Consider the following 14,784-nt stretch of genomic DNA (forward strand, 5'->3'; position numbering starts at 1 on the left):
TTGGGGTCAGATCAGTCATCAGCCTAACCAACCGGGCTCAGCGGTAACCCGCACCGACCAGCTCCAGGGAACCGGCCGACAGCTGGCCGTCCTCCATCTGCACCAGCCGATCCGCCACGTCGAGGATGCGGGGATCGTGGGTGACCATGAGCACCCCGCAGCCCTGTTCCCGCGCCAGGCCCTTCAGCAGATCGACCACTTCCCGCCCGCTGCGGCTGTCGAGGGCGGCGGTGGGTTCGTCCGCCAGCAGCAACCGGGGCCGGGCCGCCAGGGCCCTGGCGATCGCCACCCGCTGCTTCTGGCCACCGGAGAGGTCGTGGGGGAGCTTGTGGAGCTGATCCCCAAGGCCCACCTGCCGCAGCCATTCGCGGGCCTGGTCCCGCCGGGCGCGATAGCCCAGACCGCCGAGCAGGTCGGAACCCATCTGCACGTTCTGCTCCGCACTCAGGCAGCGCAGCAGGTTGTGCCCCTGGAAAATCATCCCGATGTGACGGCGCAGCCGCTGGCGGGCAGACCGGCCTGCGCCGTTCAGTTCCTCGCCGAACACCCGCACCGAGCCCTCCTGGACCTGGCGGAGGGCGCCGACCAGGGTGAGCAGGGTGGTCTTACCGCAGCCCGAGGGGCCGGTGAGCAGCACCACCTCGCCCGGCGCGATGGTGAGATCCACCCCCTGCAGCACCTGGCGGCGCATCGATCCCGATCCGTACCAGTGACTCAGCCCCCGGACCTCCACCAGGGGGGAGGTGGCGTCCGGGTCGGTGGCGGCAGGGGTGGGCGCGGGCGTCATCAGAAGATCTCCGCGGGATCGGCATCCCCCAGGCGGCGCATGGCCAGGGCGGCTGAACCCATGCACATCACCAGAATCATGGTGAAGACGATCACGGCCCTCGGGGTGTTCATGCTGACCGGCAGATTGGTGCCGCTGCGCACCAGGGCGTAGAGGCCCTGACCGGCGGCATAGGCCGGGAGGTAACCCAGGATGGCGAGGATCAGCCCCTCCCGTGCCACCACCCCCAGCAGCCCGGGCAGCGGGTAGCCCATCGCCATGAGGGTGGCGTATTCCGGCAGGTGATCGCTCACGTCGGAATAGAGAATCTGGTACACGATCACACACCCGACGATGAAGCCCATGGCGGCGCCCAGGGTGAAGATGAAGCCGATCGCCGTGCTGGTGCGCCAGTAGGTCTTCTCGAATTCCTCGAAGCCCTCCTTGGTGAACACCCGCACGTCGTCAGGCAGGGCCCGCTCGAGACGCTGCAGCACGGCCTCGCGATCGGCCCCGGGCACCAGGCGGATCAGCCCGAGTTCGATGCTGCCGGGTGGGGTGCCCGGCACGAGCTGCAGATAGGTCTCCCGGCTCATCAGGATGTTGCCGTCGGCGCCGAAGGAGGGTCCCAGGCTCACCAGACCGGCCACGCGCACCCGCGTGCCCGCCACCTCGGTCTCGACGATGCGGCCCTGGCGGAACCACGCGGCGATCGGTCCGAACTCGCTTCTGGAGCGTTCATCGAAGATCACGCGCCCCTTCTGGGTGAGCACCTGGGCCTGGGCCTTCAGGGCGGGCTCGTCGAAGAGGGCATCGCTGGGCTCGAAACCCAGGGTCAGGATGGAGCGGGTTCGGCCGTTGTCGGGGTTCTTCCAGAGCAGCAGGTTCCAGTGAACCGGCGTCGTGTCCTGTACGGCGGGGTCGGCCATCGCCTGGATCAGCCGCCGGCGGGGGAACCCGGCCATGCCGATCGAACTCATCGTGCGGGGGCTCATCAGCACCAGATCGGTGTCGAAAAGCTTGTGGATCGTGACGCTGGCATCGAACAGCCCGTCCCGGAAGCCGAGCTGCATGAACATCAGGATCCCGGCAAAGGCGATGCCCGCCAGGGCCACGGCCAGCCTGAGCGGCTGGCGGGACAACAGCAGCCAGGCCAGGGGGATCCGCCGGCTCCGCCAGAAACGCTCCAGCATCAGGGGTCGAAGCGGGCGATCACCTTGAGCCCGGTGCGCTCCCGCACCCGTTGGGCATCCTGCGGATCCAGGGCCACCCGCACCTCGACGATCCGTGCATCCACATCACCGGTGGGATCCGTCTCGAGAATCTCGCGCTGCCGGACCTGGGGACTGATCCGCTCGACCCGGCCGCGCAGGCTCCCCTCGAAGCCGCCGTTCTCGCTGGTGAGGGTGAGGGTCTGACCGAGGCGAATCCGGTCGATGTCGCTCTCGTAGACCTCGATCAGGGCCTCCATCCGTTCGCTGGCACCCAGGGCGAGCACGCCGTCGTCGCCGGGACGTTCACCCACCCGGGCGTGCAGCCGCAGCACGGTCCCGCTGATCGGGGCCCGAAGTTCGGTGAGCCGCAGATCGGCGCTGACCTTGTCGCGCTCCGCCAGGGCCTCCTGGAGTTCCCCCTGGAGCTCGAGCAGGTCGGTTTCCCGGGTGTCGAGCTCACCGCTGGGGATGGCACCGCTGCGGCTGAGGGAGCGGTAGCGGGCGATGTCCCGGGTCTGCACGGTGAGGCGGCTGCGCAGGTTGGCGATGCGCACATCGAGCAGGCGCCGTTCGGCCAGCAGGGGCGGGGCCGTGTCGAAGATGGCGAGCAACTGGCCCGCGGACACCTGATCCCCCTCCTGCACCAGCAGGCGGGTGAGGCGGGGGCTGCCGCCGATGCCACTGATCGGGGCGGCGACCTGGCGCACCTCTCCCCGGGGGTCGAGCCGCCCCAGGGCCGCGACCATCCTCGAGCGAGCCGGCTGCAGGGGGGTCGCCGGGCTGGAGGCGGGGTTCGGCGCCGAGGGCCGCCCCTGACGGGCGAGCAACACCCCGCCGAGGATCACCAGCACGGCGCCTCCGAGAATCAGCGACAGACGCCGGGGGCTCACCTCCCGTCCCAGCAGCGTCAGAGGGCCGGAGGATCGTCGAAAAGGAGCTCTTCGATGTACCGGTCCGCCCACTCCCGGTTGAAGGCCTTCTCGAGGACCCGCCGGGTCTTGTCGTTTTGTTTCTGCTGCTTGCAATATCGGAGTTGGCCGTTCCATCGATCAACCGTAGCTGGGGCATCCACGGCCTGAGCCTCGCTGCTGCGCAGCGCGTCGCTCAGCACCGCCAGGAACTCGCCGACCTCGGCGATGAAGGAGGCTTCCTCCTCGGGCGTGACCGGCCGCACGAAGCGCACATGGGGCGAGAAGATCGACCCCCAGCCAGGAAGCTCCCGTTCCTGCTGGTAGCGGCGCGGATGACGGTTCGCCAACGCCGTGCTGATGCCGGCCGGCAGTGACCCGGTCACGGGGGAAAGATCGACGATGGCCGCAGACACGCCGGCCGGGCCGGCGACGATGTCGGCGCCGAACACCGGCAGGTCGAAGCGGGGATCAGGAAACAGCACGCAGTGGAGGATCTGCAGGCCGGCCCCCAGCCGGGCCGTTTCGAGGTGGAGTTTGCGCAGGCCCCGGCACTGGCGCAGCTCGTTGCGGATGAACAGGGCCTCGCCATCGAGGCTGCCGCTGATCGCCTCGAGCTCCGGGTCGATGGGCAGCGGCGCGAGGCCAGGAAGGGTCTGCCAGCTGGCGCGGATGCGTTCGGCAAGGGCGTCGACCAGGGGATGGATCCCACCGCTGGCTCTGGTTGCGGCCCCGCCCAGGGCCCCGGATTCGACCTCAACGGTGCTCACAGGGGATCACCAGCCAGCAGAATGCCGATCCTGCCATGCACCCACCCCTTGCCCCTGGCCCCTCCCTCCCGCCGCTTGCCAGGTCTGGCCGACCCCCGGGTGGAGCTGCTGCCGAACGGAGCGCAGGTGGTGCAGCTTCCCCTGCCGGAGGCCCCACTGGTGTGCCTCGACTTCTGGTGCCGCGCCGGCAGTGTCTACGAACGACCCGAGGAAAGCGGCCTGGCCCACTTCCTGGAGCACATGGTGTTCAAGGGGAGCGAGGGGCTGGATGCGGGGGAGTTCGACCGCCGGATCGAGGCCATGGGTGGCAACAGCAATGCCGCCACCGGTTTCGATGATGTGCACTACCACGTGCTGATTCCGCCGGCGGCGGCGGCTGATGCCCTGGATCTGCTGCTGGAGCTGGTGCTGGAGCCTCGGCTGGAGGCGGAGGCCTTCCAGCTGGAGCGGCAGGTGGTGCTCGAGGAGCTCGCCCAGAGCGAGGATCAGCCCGATGAGGTCGCCCTGCAGCAGCTGCTGCTGAAGGCCTGTGGCCCCCACGCCTACGGCCAGCCGATCCTGGGACGCCGGGAGGCTCTGCTGCAGCACACTCCGGCCAGCATGGGCGCCTTCCAGCAGCGCCTGTACGGGGCCAACACCTGTGTGCTGGCACTCAGCGGCGCCCTGGATCCCAGCTTCGATTCCCAGCAGACCGACACGGACGCCGGGCTCCTGGCCCGGCGCCTGCGGGAGGGGGCGCTGGCCAGACTCGCCACCGTTCCCGAACCGGCACCGCGCCCCCTCCTGAGCGTGCAGCCCGGGCTGCACCGCATCGCCCTGCCCCGGCTGGAGTCCGCCCGGCTGCTGATGCTGTGGGGTCTGCCGCCCGCCCACGAGCTGCACGCCGTGATGGGGGCCGACCTGCTCACCACGGTGCTGGCCGAGGGCCGCCGCAGCCGGCTGGTGGAGCGGCTCCGGGAGGATCTGCGCATCGTTGAGAGCGTCGACCTCGACCTTCACGTGCTCGAGTGCGGCAGCTTCGCCCTGCTCGAAGCGATCTGCGAGGAGCCCGATCTGCCTCTGGTGCGCCAGACGATCGGCGAGGTCTGGCAGGACCTCGCGGAGGCAGGCATGGCCGCAGAGGAATGGCTGCGGGCCCAGCGTCTGGTGGCGAATGGTTACCGCTTCGGGCTCGAATCTGCCGGTGGGGTGGCCGCCACCATCGGCAGCAACCTGCTGTGGCGGCGTCGGCATGGCCTCGATGCTCCTCTGGCGGAGATCAGCCGCTGGACGGCGCCGGAGCTCCAGGCCCGGACCCTGCCCCTGCTCGATCCCGCGCTCGCCTGCGTGCTCGAGGCCGTACCCGCATGAGACCCTCCGCATGAGACCCCCCGCATGACCTCCTGGTTGCAGCACACCCTCCCCGGCGGTCTCGTGCTGGTGCAACAGCACCGGCCGGGGGTGGGGCTGGTGGCGGCCCGCCTGTGGCTCCGCGGCGGCAGCAGCCGTGACCCGCAGGGCGGCCGCGGGGCGATGCAGCTGCTGGCCGGACTGATGACCCGGGGGTGCGGACAGCTGGACGCCGAACAGCTGGCGGATCTGGTCGAGGGCCGGGGCGCGGCCCTGCGCAGTGAGGCCCACGAGGACGCGCTGGTGATCAGCCTCAAGTGCGCCACCGAGGATGCCCCGGACCTCCTGCCGCTGCTGCTGGCCATGGCCCGCCAGCCCAGCCTGGAAGCGGACCAGCTGGAGCTGGAGCGTCAGCTGAACCTCCAGAGCCTGCAGCGCCAGCAGGAGGACCCCTTCCAGCTGGCCCATGACCAGCTGCGGCATCAGCTCTACGGTGACGGTCCCTACGGCCATGACCCCCTGGGGGTGGAGGCCGAGCTCGAGGCGCTCGACGTGGGGACACTCCATCCCCTGCTCCAGCAGCTGGGGGACGAGGGGGCACTGCTGGTGATCTGTGGCGACATCCCCGGGGACGGCAGCCTGATGGCCGCCCTGGTGGACCAGCTGGTGCAGACCCCCTGGACCACCGCCCTGCCGCAGCGCCATGCGGGTGCCCCTGGCCTGCCCGGCCCCTCGCTGGCCCTCCATCCGCAGGACACCGAGCAGGTGGTGCTGCTGCTGGGAAGCGCCACGGTGCCCCTGGGCGATCCCGATGCCCTGCCCCTGCGTCTGCTCCAGGCCCATCTGGGGATGGGCATGTCCAGCCGCCTCTTCGTGCTGCTGCGGGAGGAGCGCGGGCTGGCCTACGACGTGGGCGTGCACATGCCCGCCCGCTGCGGTGCCACGCCGTTCGTCTGGCATCTGTCCACCTCTGCGGAACGGGCGATGGAGGCCACCCGCTGCCTGCTGGAGGAATGGGAACGTCTTCTGGAAGAGCCCCTGGAGACCGATGCCCTCACCATGGCCAAGGCCAAGTTCCGGGGTCAGGACGCCATGGGCCGCCAGACCTGCGGCCAGATCGCCGATCGCCAGGCCCTCGTGCTCGGCCATGGGCTCGGGGAGGACTATGTGGCCCGCACGCTTGAGCTCGCCGAGACCGTGACGCCCGAGCAGCTGCTCGCGGCCGCCCGGCGCCATCTGCCCCGGCCCCGCCTCAGCCTCTGCGGTCCGCAGGATGCCCTCGCGCAGGCGGCGGCCATCTGGGAGAAGCGGGCGCCCGCGCTGCAGAGCTGACCGGGGCCGGCCGGTTCAGGCTGGGTCGCGGCAGATGTGACCGTTGCGCCAGCGCCATACGCAGGCCGGTGCGGCCAGAGCAGCCTGGAGATCGGGGCGCTGTTCCACGTTCACTGGAATGAACTCGGTGGCGTAGGTGAACTCCGGATCCCGTGTTGCCTGGTTCAGCACCAGGCTGCCCTCCTCGCCGGACACCGAGCGGTGGTAAGTGCCGGTGGGAATCTGCAGTGCGCCCATCACCCGCTCGAGATGCACCACGTGGTGAACGTGCGGCCAGGCGGGGTTGAGCAGCGTGTAGGTGCGGCGACCCTGCAGCACCAGGTTGTGGTCGATCTGGTGCGCGTGGACGTAGAACTGCTGAAATCCCCCGGCATCGGGAGGGGACACCGCCGCTCCCGTGTGCAACACCACGTCGGAGCCGTTGCTCTCCGGCACGCTGGCGTCAAAGAACGTGACCGCAGGGGTTTCGCGGAACACGTGGATCGGCACGAAGGTCAGCCGCATGGTCGATGTCGCCGGATCTTTCCCCGGGTCTAGCCGGCAGCGGCCAGTCCGGCCGCCACGCGGGTCGGTGCCGGGCCGTTAACGTCAAGTCACGATCCTGACGGTTCATGCCTGTCACCTACCCGAAGAAACTCTCCAACAACCTCAGCGCGCGGGAGGTGATGGATCAGGTCGTGCAGAAGCGGGATGTGCAGATGTTGTTTCTCAACAGTTACCGCTTCAACGAACAGCGGTCCTGCTCGGAACTCACCAACCTGATCGAGTTCCTGGATGGCGAGCCTGCGGAGCTGGTCCGGGACCTCTCCCACCATGTCAACGATGAAGCCCGCCACGCTGTCTGGCTCACCGATCTGTTGGTCGAACTGGGCGAACCGATTGGCAATCCTCCCACGTCGTCCTATATCGACGAACTGAATCGCCTGCTCGACAAGAACGAATCCACCCTTCGCAAGGAGGATGGCATCGTGGCGGCCCTGGCTTCGATCAATGCCACCGAGAAGCGAGGCTGTCAGACCTTCTCCGCCCACATCCACGCCCTGAAGAAGGCGCCACCAACGGAGGAGAACCAGAAGATCCGTTCAACGCTCGAGCGCATCCTTCCCGAGGAAGCCAGTCATGTGCGCTGGGGGAACCGCTGGCTCAGCCGCATCGCCCGTCAGAGTCCCGCCCACCGGCAGCGGGTGGATGAGGCCAAGCACCGCTATTCCCTGATCGAGCACGCCGCCTACGCCGCCGGCATGGATATCACGGCAGGGGCTGAACTGCGCCGCCTGGCCAATCTGGTTGACATCGCCAACACCATTCCTGCCTGGCAACGGCCGGCCTACCTGCTGGAACGGCTGCCCCAGACCCTGCTTGCACCGGACCTGCAGAAATCGCGCTTCCTGGCAGCCAGGCGCGTGTGGCAGGAGAAGCCCGAGCTCTTCTTCGACACGTTCGTGCCAATGTTTCTCAGTGGCCTGCAGGGCCGCGCGCCCGGTCGGAACTGAGTCGCCTGCCGAGCGGGCTGCTCAGGGGAGTCCCCCAGAGCAGTCCCTCAGGGGAGTCCCTCAGGGGAGTCCCTCGGGGGAGGTCAGCTGGCCTGAATCCAGCAGAAAGGTGCCCCGGCGGAAGCGCACGGCCAACTGGCCGAGGGCCCGCTCCGCGACGACCACCCCCACCTCGCCGATGTCCACCAGATCCGGAGGTCGCAGCATCGGCATCGGTTCGGCGGTCTTGAGGTAGCGCGGCAGGCCCCGCAGACAGGCGGAATCACCGACAGCCCAGCGCCTGGCTTCGCTGCGCTGGTCTTCGTCGACCGACGGCGCTGTTGAGCCGACCTCGGCGACCACTTCAGCGGCAATCTCAGCGGCCACTTCAGCCGCTCCCTCAGCCGCTGGCTCAGCCGCCGTGTCGTCCGCCGCCCTGGAGCGATCCGCCATGACCAGCCTTCTCCTGCCCATCCACGCTCCCCATCTAAGCCCGGTGGGAAGTGGCTGGGTGCAGCCGCGACAGCCTCACCCCCAGACGGCAGACTGGGGCGAGACCTGTGCGGATGCATTGCGGGCCCTAGCGAACTGGAGCGGTGCGGTTGCCGGCCTGTTGTTGATCCTGGTCGGGGGGCTCATCCAGGCTGCCGTGACCTTCCCCGGCACTGACGGTCAGTGGGCCGTGATCCCCCTGCCGATCACCCTGCAGGTCCCGGCCCTGCTGCTGACGGCGCTGGTCTGCGGCCCCCGCAGCGCGATTCTGGCGGCCGTGGGCTACCTGAGCCTCGGCCTGTTCCAGCTGCCGGTCTTCCATGGCGGCGGTGGCGCGGCCTACCTGCTGGATCCCGGTTTCGGCTATCTGGCCGGGTTCATTCCGGCGGGGTGGGTCACCGGCAAGCTGGCCCGACAGCGCGGCATGAACTCCCTGCTCAACCTGCTGCTGGCCAGCCTGCTCGGCCTGGCGGTCGTGCAGATCTGCGGCGTGCTCAACCTGCTGATCGGAGCGGTGGCGGGCCGCTGGGGGCCGGCCCTCCTCTCGCTGCTGATCAGTTACTCCGTCATTCCCCTGCTGTCACAGCTCCTGCTCTGTTGTGCCGTCGCCCTGGTGGCGCTGGGACTGCGGCGTCTTCTGCTGGTTCCCTCGTGACGGCCCCCCAGTGGCGCAGCTACGGGCTGGCGGCCCTGATCGTGCTGCTGGACCAGCTCAGCAAGGCCTGGGCCTCCGCGAACCTCGTGTCTGGCCTCCCCCAGCCCTTCCTTCCCGGTGTGCTGGCCCTGCAGCTCACCCACAACACCGGGGCGGCCTTCAGCCTGTTCACGGGGGCCACCCAGATGCTGGGCCTGGTGAGCCTGCTGGTGGGCCTGGGGGTGGTGATCTGGATCCGCCGGCAAGCGGTCATGACCCTGCCGCGGAGCCTGGCGGTGGGCTTCCTGCTCGGCGGCGCCGTGGGCAACGGGATCGACCGTTGGCGGATGGGGGCCGTTGTGGATTTTCTGGCCTTCGTTCCCGTGGCGTTTCCGGTCTTCAACATCGCCGACATCGCCATCAACCTGGCCGTGCTCTGCTTCGCCATCGACCTGCTGAGGGGCCATGGCCATCGCCGCGTTTGAGGCCCTGCGCCAGCGCTGGCGGCGGCTGAGCCAGCCGGGCCGGGTCCAGCTCCTGATTCACCTGCCCGGGCTGGGGGGCCGGCAGGTCGCCCTGCACAGTGGCGCCTACCGCCTGGGGCGGGATCCGTCCTCGGAAATCCCCATCGACCATGGCGCCGTCAGCCGTCAGCATGCCCTTCTCGAGCAGCGCGGCAGCACCTGGCTGCTGAGCGACAACGGCTCCACCAACGGGCTGTGGTGGCGTGGTCGGCGGATTCAGCAGCTGCTGCTCCGGGATGGCGACAGCGTGCGCTTCGGTCCCAGCCACCAGCCCGGCGTGCCGGAGTTCGAGTTTCAGCGTCGGCCGATGCCCCAGCTGGAACGCCTGGTCCGGATGGCCAGCCTGGGACTGGTGACCGTGGCGGGTGGTGGCGTGCTGCTGCTCGCCCTCTCGATGCTGCAGGGGCCGATCCGGGGAAGTCTGGCGACCGTGCGCGGCCCCCTGGCCCTCTACGACAACCGCGGTCGCCCGATCAATTCGGTGCAGGGGCTGGAGCACCGGGAGCTGGCGAACCTGCGGGACTACCCGGCCGTGCTGATCGATGCCCTGCTCGCCAGCGAGGATGGCAGGTTCTGGTGGCACCCCGGGGTCGATCCGGTCGGCACCGCCCGGGCCCTGGTCACCAACCTGATCGGCGGCCGCGTGCTGGAGGGGGGCAGCACCCTCACCCAGCAGCTGGCCCGCAGCCTCTACCCCGACCAGGTGGGGCAGGGTGAAACGCTGGGCCGCAAGTGGCGTGAGCTGCTGGTGGCGCTCCAGCTCGAGGCCCGGTTCAGCAAGCGCGACCTGTTGCTGAGCTATCTGAACCGGGTGTACCTCGGGGTGGGATGGGGCTTCGAGGATGCGGCGCGCCACTATTTCGACAAGCCCGCGGCCGAGCTCAAGCTCGAGGAGGCCGCCCTGCTGGTCGGCCTGCTGCCCTCCCCGAACGGTTACGACCCCTGCTTCGATCCCCAGGCCGCCCTCGAGTCCCGCAATGGGGTGCTCAACAAGATGGTGGATGCCGGACGGCTGAGCGCCGATGCGGGCAGAACGGCCCGGCGCAGTCCGGTCAAGCTGGCGCCCGACGCCTGCCGCCGCGCCGCCGAGCTCCGCGGTGCTCCCTTCTACACCGATCAGGTGCGCCGCGATCTCAGTGATCAGGTCGGATCCGCCGTGGCCGCCGAGGGCAACTTCCTGATCGACACCCATCTCGACCCCGCGGTGCAGCGCCAGGTGGAACGCCTGTTGCGGCAACGGCTGGCCAGCAGCCGTGGCCTGGGCATCGGCGAGGGAGCCGTGGTCGTGCTGGATGCCCGCAACGGTGGCATCGTCGCGATCGTCGGTGGGCGCGACTACGAACAGAGCCAGTACAACCGGGCTTCGATGGCCCTGCGTCAGCCCGGCAGCACCTTCAAGCTCTTCCCCTACCTGGTGGCCCTTGAACGGGGGAGCCGACCCGGTGACCCGGTGGGGTGCGGTCCCCTGAGCTGGCGCGGCCAGTCCTTCGCCAGTGACTGCAGCGGCAGCCTGAGTCTCACCAGTGCCTTCGCCCGCAGCAGCAACACCGCCGCCCTCCGTCTGGCCCAGAAGGTCGGCCTGGAAGCCGTGGTGCAGAAGGCGCGGGATCTCGGCATCACCAGCCCGCTGGCTGCCGTGCCGGGCCTGGCCCTGGGGCAGAGCGAGGTGACCCTGCTCGAGCTCACCGCCGCCTACGCCGCCATCGCCAACGACGGCACCTGGCACGTCCCCAGCACGATCAAGCGCCTGGTGGACGCCGAGACCTGCCCTGGGGAGGATCCAGGCCGGTGCCGCCAGCGGCAGGCCAGCAACCCGGCCAGTGCCTCACCGGGGCGGCGTGCCGTCAGTCCGGAAGCCGCCCGTGCCATGCAGCACCTGCTGCGGGCCGTCGTGAGCAGCGGCACGGGGCGCGCCGCCCGGCTCGGTGGCCAGGAGGGCGGCAAGACCGGCACCAGCAACGAGGCGCGCGATCTGCTGTTCGTGGGGTACGAGCCCAGGCGCCACTGGGTTGTGGGCATCTGGCTCGGCAACGATGACAATGCGCCCACCCAGGGCTCCAGTGCGATCGCCGCTGGCTTGTGGGGCGACATCCTCCGGGCCACCGCTTCCTAGGCCGTGAAGAACCGCACCCGTCTCTGGCTTGCCGCGGGCCTGCTGCTGCTGGCCCTGCTGGTCGTGGGGATGGTGCTGCAGGCGATCAACCAGCTGGTCTGGCAACTGAGCGGGGTTCTGCCCTACGGGCTGGTGGGCCCGGTGGTGTTCCTGCTGCTGGCCGGTGCCGTGCTGCTGCTGGCCCAGCTCGCCTGGCCGTGGATCCGCTCGTTGGGGCGCTCCTCGAAGGGCGGCGGCGAACGCAACGCCCTGCCGCCGGAAGCGCCGTCATCCCGCCGGGAGGCGGCCGCCCGCAACCTCGAGGCGATCGACCAGACCCTGGCGCGGGTTCGCGATGCGGTGGAGCGTGAGGCGCTGGACCAGGAGCGCCGGCGCATGGCCGTCGAACTGGAGCGGGGGGACCTGGTGATCGTCGTGTTCGGCACAGGATCGGCGGGGAAGACCTCACTGGTGCGGGCCCTCCTCCAGGAGCTGGTGGGGGAGGTCGGTGCCCCGATGGGATCCACCCGGGAGAGCACGCCCTACCGCCTGCGGCTCCGGGGGCTGCAGCGGGCGGTCTGGCTGGTGGACACCCCCGGGATCCTCGAGGCCGGCCGTGATGGCCAGGCCCGCGAGCGGCACGCCCGCCAGCAGGCCAGCCGCGCCGATCTGCTCCTGGTGGTGGTGGACGGGGATCTGCGGGCCTCGGAGTGGCAGGTGTTCGAGGCGTTGGCCAGCCTGGGCAAGCGCCTGCTCCTGGTGCTGAACAAGTGCGACTTGCGCGGCGAGGACGAGGAGGCACGCCTGCTCGCGCTGCTGCGCCGCCGCACGGCCGGCCGCATCGCGCCCGCCGATGTGATCCCCGCCAGTGCCTCACCCCAGACGATCCCCATGCCGGGGGGGCGGCCGCTGCAGCCTCCGCCCGAGGTGGAGGCCCTGTTGAGGCGCCTCGCCGCCGTGCTCCACGCCGACGGCGAAGAGCTGATCGCCGACAATCTGCTGCTCCAGTGCCGTCGGCTGGGGGATGCCACCCGCCAGCTGCTGGCCGACCAGCGCCGCGATGACGCCCTGCGCATCGTCGACCGCTACATGTGGATCGGCGCCGGGGTTCTGGCGGTCACCCCCCTGCCCGGCGTTGACCTGCTGGGTGCCGCTGCGGTGAACGCCCAGATGGTGGTGGAGATCGGCCGGATCTACGGCGTCAGCCTGAGCCGGGAGAGTGCCCAGGACCTGGCCCTCTCCCTGGGTCGCACCCTGGCCGGCCTGGGCTTGATCAAGGGCGGCATGAATCTGCTCTCGGCGGCGCTGAGCGTCTCCGTCCCGGCCCTGCTGCTGAGCCGCGCCATCCAGGCGGTCAGTGCCGCCTGGCTGACGCGGGTGGCCGGGCAGAGCTTCATCACCTACTTCGAGCGCGACCAGGACTGGGGAGACGGCGGCATCCAGGAGGTGGTGCAGCGCCACTACGACCTCGGACGGAGGGATGGGGCGCTGCGGCAGTTCCTCGACGCGGCGCTCAGCCGGGTGGTGGAACCGTTGCGGCAACGGGAGCGCCAGCTGCCGCCGCGCCCGGAGCGCTAGCGGAGGCCGCGTCCCTCTGCACGGATGGGGTGACAGCAGCAGCCGGGGCGACTGCGCTCAGCCCCAGGGCCTCGGGCGGTGGCGGCTGCAGGGGGCCGCGGTTGTCGAGCACCACCATCAGCGCCAGGTACAGCATGCCGATCAGGATCGAGACGGCCCCGGTGAAGATCGCCACCAGACGACCGCGGCGGTTCGGTTGCGGGGTCATGGCCAGGGCGCACCTGCCTGGCACCGTACCGATTCGGCCACCACGCCGCTGATGCGGCGCAGATGCTCGGAGCGGGTGTGGGGGTTCCCCAGCACGGCCTTGAGGTGGTAGCGCCCGCCATGCAGCGGTCGCGACAGCATCAACTGCTGGTCCAGCAGGGCCTGCCGGGTGCGCTGGCTCCAGTCCTCGGCGGCCGCGCCACTCCCTTCCCGCAGGGTGAAGGCCAGCAGATGGAGCTGTCCCCCCAGCAGCGTCAGCTCGGGGATGGCGGCGAGCAGAGCCTGGAGTTCCCGTCGGCGCTGGATGGCCCCGTCCAGCACGGCCTCGATCCCCTCGTGACCCAGCTGCCGGAGCCCGAGCCAGAGCTTGAGGATCTCGGCGGGACGGGTGCCCTGCAGCCCCTGCTCGCCGCCATGGGCGCCGCCCCAGCTCGGTTCCATGTAGGGAAGGCCCGTGCCGAAGGCGAGCTCAAGGGCCTGGGGCCGCGCCAGCAGCAGCAGCGAGGAGGTCTTGGTGATCCCCAGCAGTTTCTGGGGATTGACCGTCACCGAATCGGCCTCCTCCAGACCGGCCACCCGGTGCCGGTGCCTCGGGCTCAGGGCGAAGACCGCGCCGATCGCCCCGTCCACGTGCAGCCAGTGGCCGTAGCGGCGGCAGAGCGCCGCGATCGGTTTTAGCGGATCCACCGCCCCCCGCACCGTCGTGCCGGCGGTCGCCACCACGGCGATCACGGGTACGCCCCCCGCCGCCAGCCGCTCCAGCTGAACCTGGAGCCGGCCCGGATCGAGACCGCCCTCGGGCCCGGTGGGCACCCGCACCAGGGCCTGGGGCGGCAGCCCCATCACCGTCAGCGCCTTGGCCAGGGAGACATGGGCATCGGCGCTGCAGACCACCACGGCATCGCCGCGGCAGCCCAGTCCAGCGGCCTGACGGGCCGTCACCAGGGCCATGAGGTTGGAGAGCGAGCCGCCACTGGCTGCCACCCCCCCGGCCCCCTTGCCGAGTCCGAGCTGCTCGGCCAGCCAGGCAGCCAGGCTCCGCTCCAGCCTGGAGAGGCTCGGCGAGAGCTCCTCGGCCAGCAGGTTGTTGTTGAGGCCGGCACAGATCAGATCCGCCGCAATCGAGGCGGGCAGAGGCGGGGGATCCAGGTGGGCCAGGGCGCCGGGATGGCTGGGGCTGAACGCGCCATCCATCACCAGCTGCAGATCCGCCAGCAACACCTCATCGGACAGGCCCAGCCGCTGGGGCTCGATGCAGGGCAGCACGCTGAGGCCCGGCAGCGGCGAACGGCTCGCAGCGCTTCCCAGCCAGGCACAGAGCTGGGCCGACGCCTGCTCGAGAAAGGCCTGCAGCCTGGCGTCGGGCTGGTCGGGGCTGGCGAAGGGGAGGGGCGGGATCGCCCGCGGTGCTGGTGGCGCGCTTGCCAACGGCGGGCTGTCGGGTGGGGCCATTCTCACCTGTGGTC

The 14,784-nt window shown here is 70.2% G+C and carries 15 protein-coding genes; 7 read left to right on the plus strand and 8 right to left on the minus strand.

Annotation, left to right across the window (positions count from 1 at the left end; all coding sequences use genetic code 11):
• Positions 1-37: 37 nt before the first annotated feature.
• From ACLNEE_RS00855 to ACLNEE_RS00870, 4 genes are read right to left on the minus strand one after another with little or no spacing between them, the layout of a single operon-like run.
• Positions 38-787: a DevA family ABC transporter ATP-binding protein gene (locus ACLNEE_RS00855; protein WP_411422547.1), complete on the minus strand. Its 750-nt coding sequence runs from the start codon at positions 785-787 to the stop codon at positions 38-40.
• Entirely contained in the window at positions 787-1,959 is a 1,173-nt protein-coding gene (devC, locus tag ACLNEE_RS00860; RefSeq protein WP_411422548.1) for an ABC transporter permease DevC, read from the minus strand. The genes ACLNEE_RS00855 and devC overlap by 1 nt, the downstream gene beginning before the upstream one ends.
• Positions 1,959-2,870 carry an HlyD family efflux transporter periplasmic adaptor subunit gene (locus ACLNEE_RS00865; protein ID WP_411422549.1) on the minus strand — a complete coding sequence of 304 codons (912 nt, stop codon included), beginning with the start codon at positions 2,868-2,870 and terminating at the stop codon, positions 1,959-1,961. Before ACLNEE_RS00865 ends, devC begins: the two co-directional genes overlap by 1 nt.
• 17 nt (positions 2,871-2,887) lie before the next feature.
• The gene (locus ACLNEE_RS00870) at positions 2,888-3,658 is read right to left on the minus strand and encodes a phycocyanobilin:ferredoxin oxidoreductase (protein ID WP_411422550.1); all 771 of its coding nucleotides are present in this window, start codon (positions 3,656-3,658) and stop codon (positions 2,888-2,890) included.
• Between the two features lie 21 nt (positions 3,659-3,679).
• Here ACLNEE_RS00870 and ACLNEE_RS00875 point away from each other — a divergent pair, with 21 nt between their 5' ends.
• Positions 3,680-5,008 carry a M16 family metallopeptidase gene (locus ACLNEE_RS00875; RefSeq protein WP_411422551.1) on the plus strand — a complete coding sequence of 443 codons (1,329 nt, stop codon included), beginning with the start codon at positions 3,680-3,682 and terminating at the stop codon, positions 5,006-5,008.
• A 24-nt stretch (positions 5,009-5,032) separates the two neighbouring features.
• On the plus strand, positions 5,033-6,319 hold the full coding sequence (locus ACLNEE_RS00880; protein ID WP_411422552.1) for a M16 family metallopeptidase: 1,287 nt from the start codon (positions 5,033-5,035) through the stop codon (positions 6,317-6,319).
• A gap of 15 nt (positions 6,320-6,334) precedes the next feature.
• Here ACLNEE_RS00880 and ACLNEE_RS00885 read toward each other — a convergent pair whose 3' ends face one another.
• Positions 6,335-6,823, minus strand: a complete 489-nt coding sequence (locus ACLNEE_RS00885; protein WP_412006674.1) for a hypothetical protein — start codon at positions 6,821-6,823, stop codon at positions 6,335-6,337.
• Positions 6,824-6,930: 107 nt separating this feature from the next.
• On the opposite strand from ACLNEE_RS00885, the gene ACLNEE_RS00890 reads away from it, so the two are divergent.
• Positions 6,931-7,812, plus strand: coding sequence for a ferritin-like domain-containing protein (locus tag ACLNEE_RS00890; protein ID WP_411422554.1), 882 nt, complete (start codon positions 6,931-6,933; stop codon positions 7,810-7,812).
• Between the two features lie 60 nt (positions 7,813-7,872).
• Here the strand turns inward: ACLNEE_RS00890 and ACLNEE_RS00895 are convergent, their stop codons facing one another.
• On the minus strand, positions 7,873-8,244 hold the full coding sequence (locus tag ACLNEE_RS00895) for an NAD(P)H dehydrogenase assembly family protein (protein ID WP_411422555.1): 372 nt from the start codon (positions 8,242-8,244) through the stop codon (positions 7,873-7,875).
• Between ACLNEE_RS00895 and ACLNEE_RS00900 the strand changes: the two genes are divergently transcribed.
• The 4 genes from ACLNEE_RS00900 to ACLNEE_RS00915 are packed head-to-tail and all read left to right on the plus strand — an operon-like array spanning position 8,243 to position 13,111.
• Complete coding sequence (locus ACLNEE_RS00900) at positions 8,243-8,938, plus strand: biotin transporter BioY (RefSeq protein WP_411422556.1); 696 nt, start codon at positions 8,243-8,245, stop codon at positions 8,936-8,938. The genes ACLNEE_RS00895 and ACLNEE_RS00900 overlap by 2 nt on opposite strands.
• Complete coding sequence (gene lspA, locus ACLNEE_RS00905; RefSeq protein WP_411422557.1) at positions 8,935-9,402, plus strand: signal peptidase II; 468 nt, start codon at positions 8,935-8,937, stop codon at positions 9,400-9,402. Before ACLNEE_RS00900 ends, lspA begins: the two co-directional genes overlap by 4 nt.
• Positions 9,383-11,554, plus strand: a complete 2,172-nt coding sequence (locus tag ACLNEE_RS00910; RefSeq protein WP_411422558.1) for a transglycosylase domain-containing protein — start codon at positions 9,383-9,385, stop codon at positions 11,552-11,554. Before lspA ends, ACLNEE_RS00910 begins: the two co-directional genes overlap by 20 nt.
• A gap of 3 nt (positions 11,555-11,557) precedes the next feature.
• Positions 11,558-13,111, plus strand: a complete 1,554-nt coding sequence (locus ACLNEE_RS00915) for a YcjF family protein (RefSeq protein WP_412006675.1) — start codon at positions 11,558-11,560, stop codon at positions 13,109-13,111.
• On the opposite strand, the gene ACLNEE_RS00920 is transcribed toward ACLNEE_RS00915, so the two are convergent.
• Positions 13,047-13,319 carry a hypothetical protein gene (locus ACLNEE_RS00920; protein ID WP_412006676.1) on the minus strand — a complete coding sequence of 91 codons (273 nt, stop codon included), beginning with the start codon at positions 13,317-13,319 and terminating at the stop codon, positions 13,047-13,049. The genes ACLNEE_RS00915 and ACLNEE_RS00920 overlap by 65 nt on opposite strands.
• Complete coding sequence (locus ACLNEE_RS00925) at positions 13,316-14,746, minus strand: pyridoxal phosphate-dependent decarboxylase family protein (RefSeq protein WP_412006677.1); 1,431 nt, start codon at positions 14,744-14,746, stop codon at positions 13,316-13,318. Before ACLNEE_RS00925 ends, ACLNEE_RS00920 begins: the two co-directional genes overlap by 4 nt.
• Positions 14,747-14,784 lie beyond the last annotated feature (38 nt).

Origin of the sequence: Aphanothece stagnina RSMan2012 (assembly GCF_046764815.1) — a bacterium.
Taxonomy (GTDB): Bacteria; Cyanobacteriota; Cyanobacteriia; order PCC-6307; family Cyanobiaceae; genus NIES-981.

Coding starts and splice junctions, on each gene's coding strand:
- ACLNEE_RS00855 (WP_411422547.1), bottom strand. CDS start 787: ATGACGCCCGCGCCCACCCCTGCCGCCACCGACCCGGACGCCACCTCC.
- devC (WP_411422548.1), bottom strand. CDS start 1,959: ATGCTGGAGCGTTTCTGGCGGAGCCGGCGGATCCCCCTGGCCTGGCTG.
- ACLNEE_RS00875 (WP_411422551.1), top strand. CDS start 3,680: ATGCCGATCCTGCCATGCACCCACCCCTTGCCCCTGGCCCCTCCCTCC.
- ACLNEE_RS00880 (WP_411422552.1), top strand. CDS start 5,033: ATGACCTCCTGGTTGCAGCACACCCTCCCCGGCGGTCTCGTGCTGGTG.
- ACLNEE_RS00885 (WP_412006674.1), bottom strand. CDS start 6,823: ATGCGGCTGACCTTCGTGCCGATCCACGTGTTCCGCGAAACCCCTGCG.
- ACLNEE_RS00890 (WP_411422554.1), top strand. CDS start 6,931: ATGCCTGTCACCTACCCGAAGAAACTCTCCAACAACCTCAGCGCGCGG.
- ACLNEE_RS00900 (WP_411422556.1), top strand. CDS start 8,243: ATGACCAGCCTTCTCCTGCCCATCCACGCTCCCCATCTAAGCCCGGTG.
- ACLNEE_RS00895 (WP_411422555.1), bottom strand. CDS start 8,244: ATGGCGGATCGCTCCAGGGCGGCGGACGACACGGCGGCTGAGCCAGCG.
- ACLNEE_RS00910 (WP_411422558.1), top strand. CDS start 9,383: ATGGCCATCGCCGCGTTTGAGGCCCTGCGCCAGCGCTGGCGGCGGCTG.
- ACLNEE_RS00920 (WP_412006676.1), bottom strand. CDS start 13,319: ATGACCCCGCAACCGAACCGCCGCGGTCGTCTGGTGGCGATCTTCACC.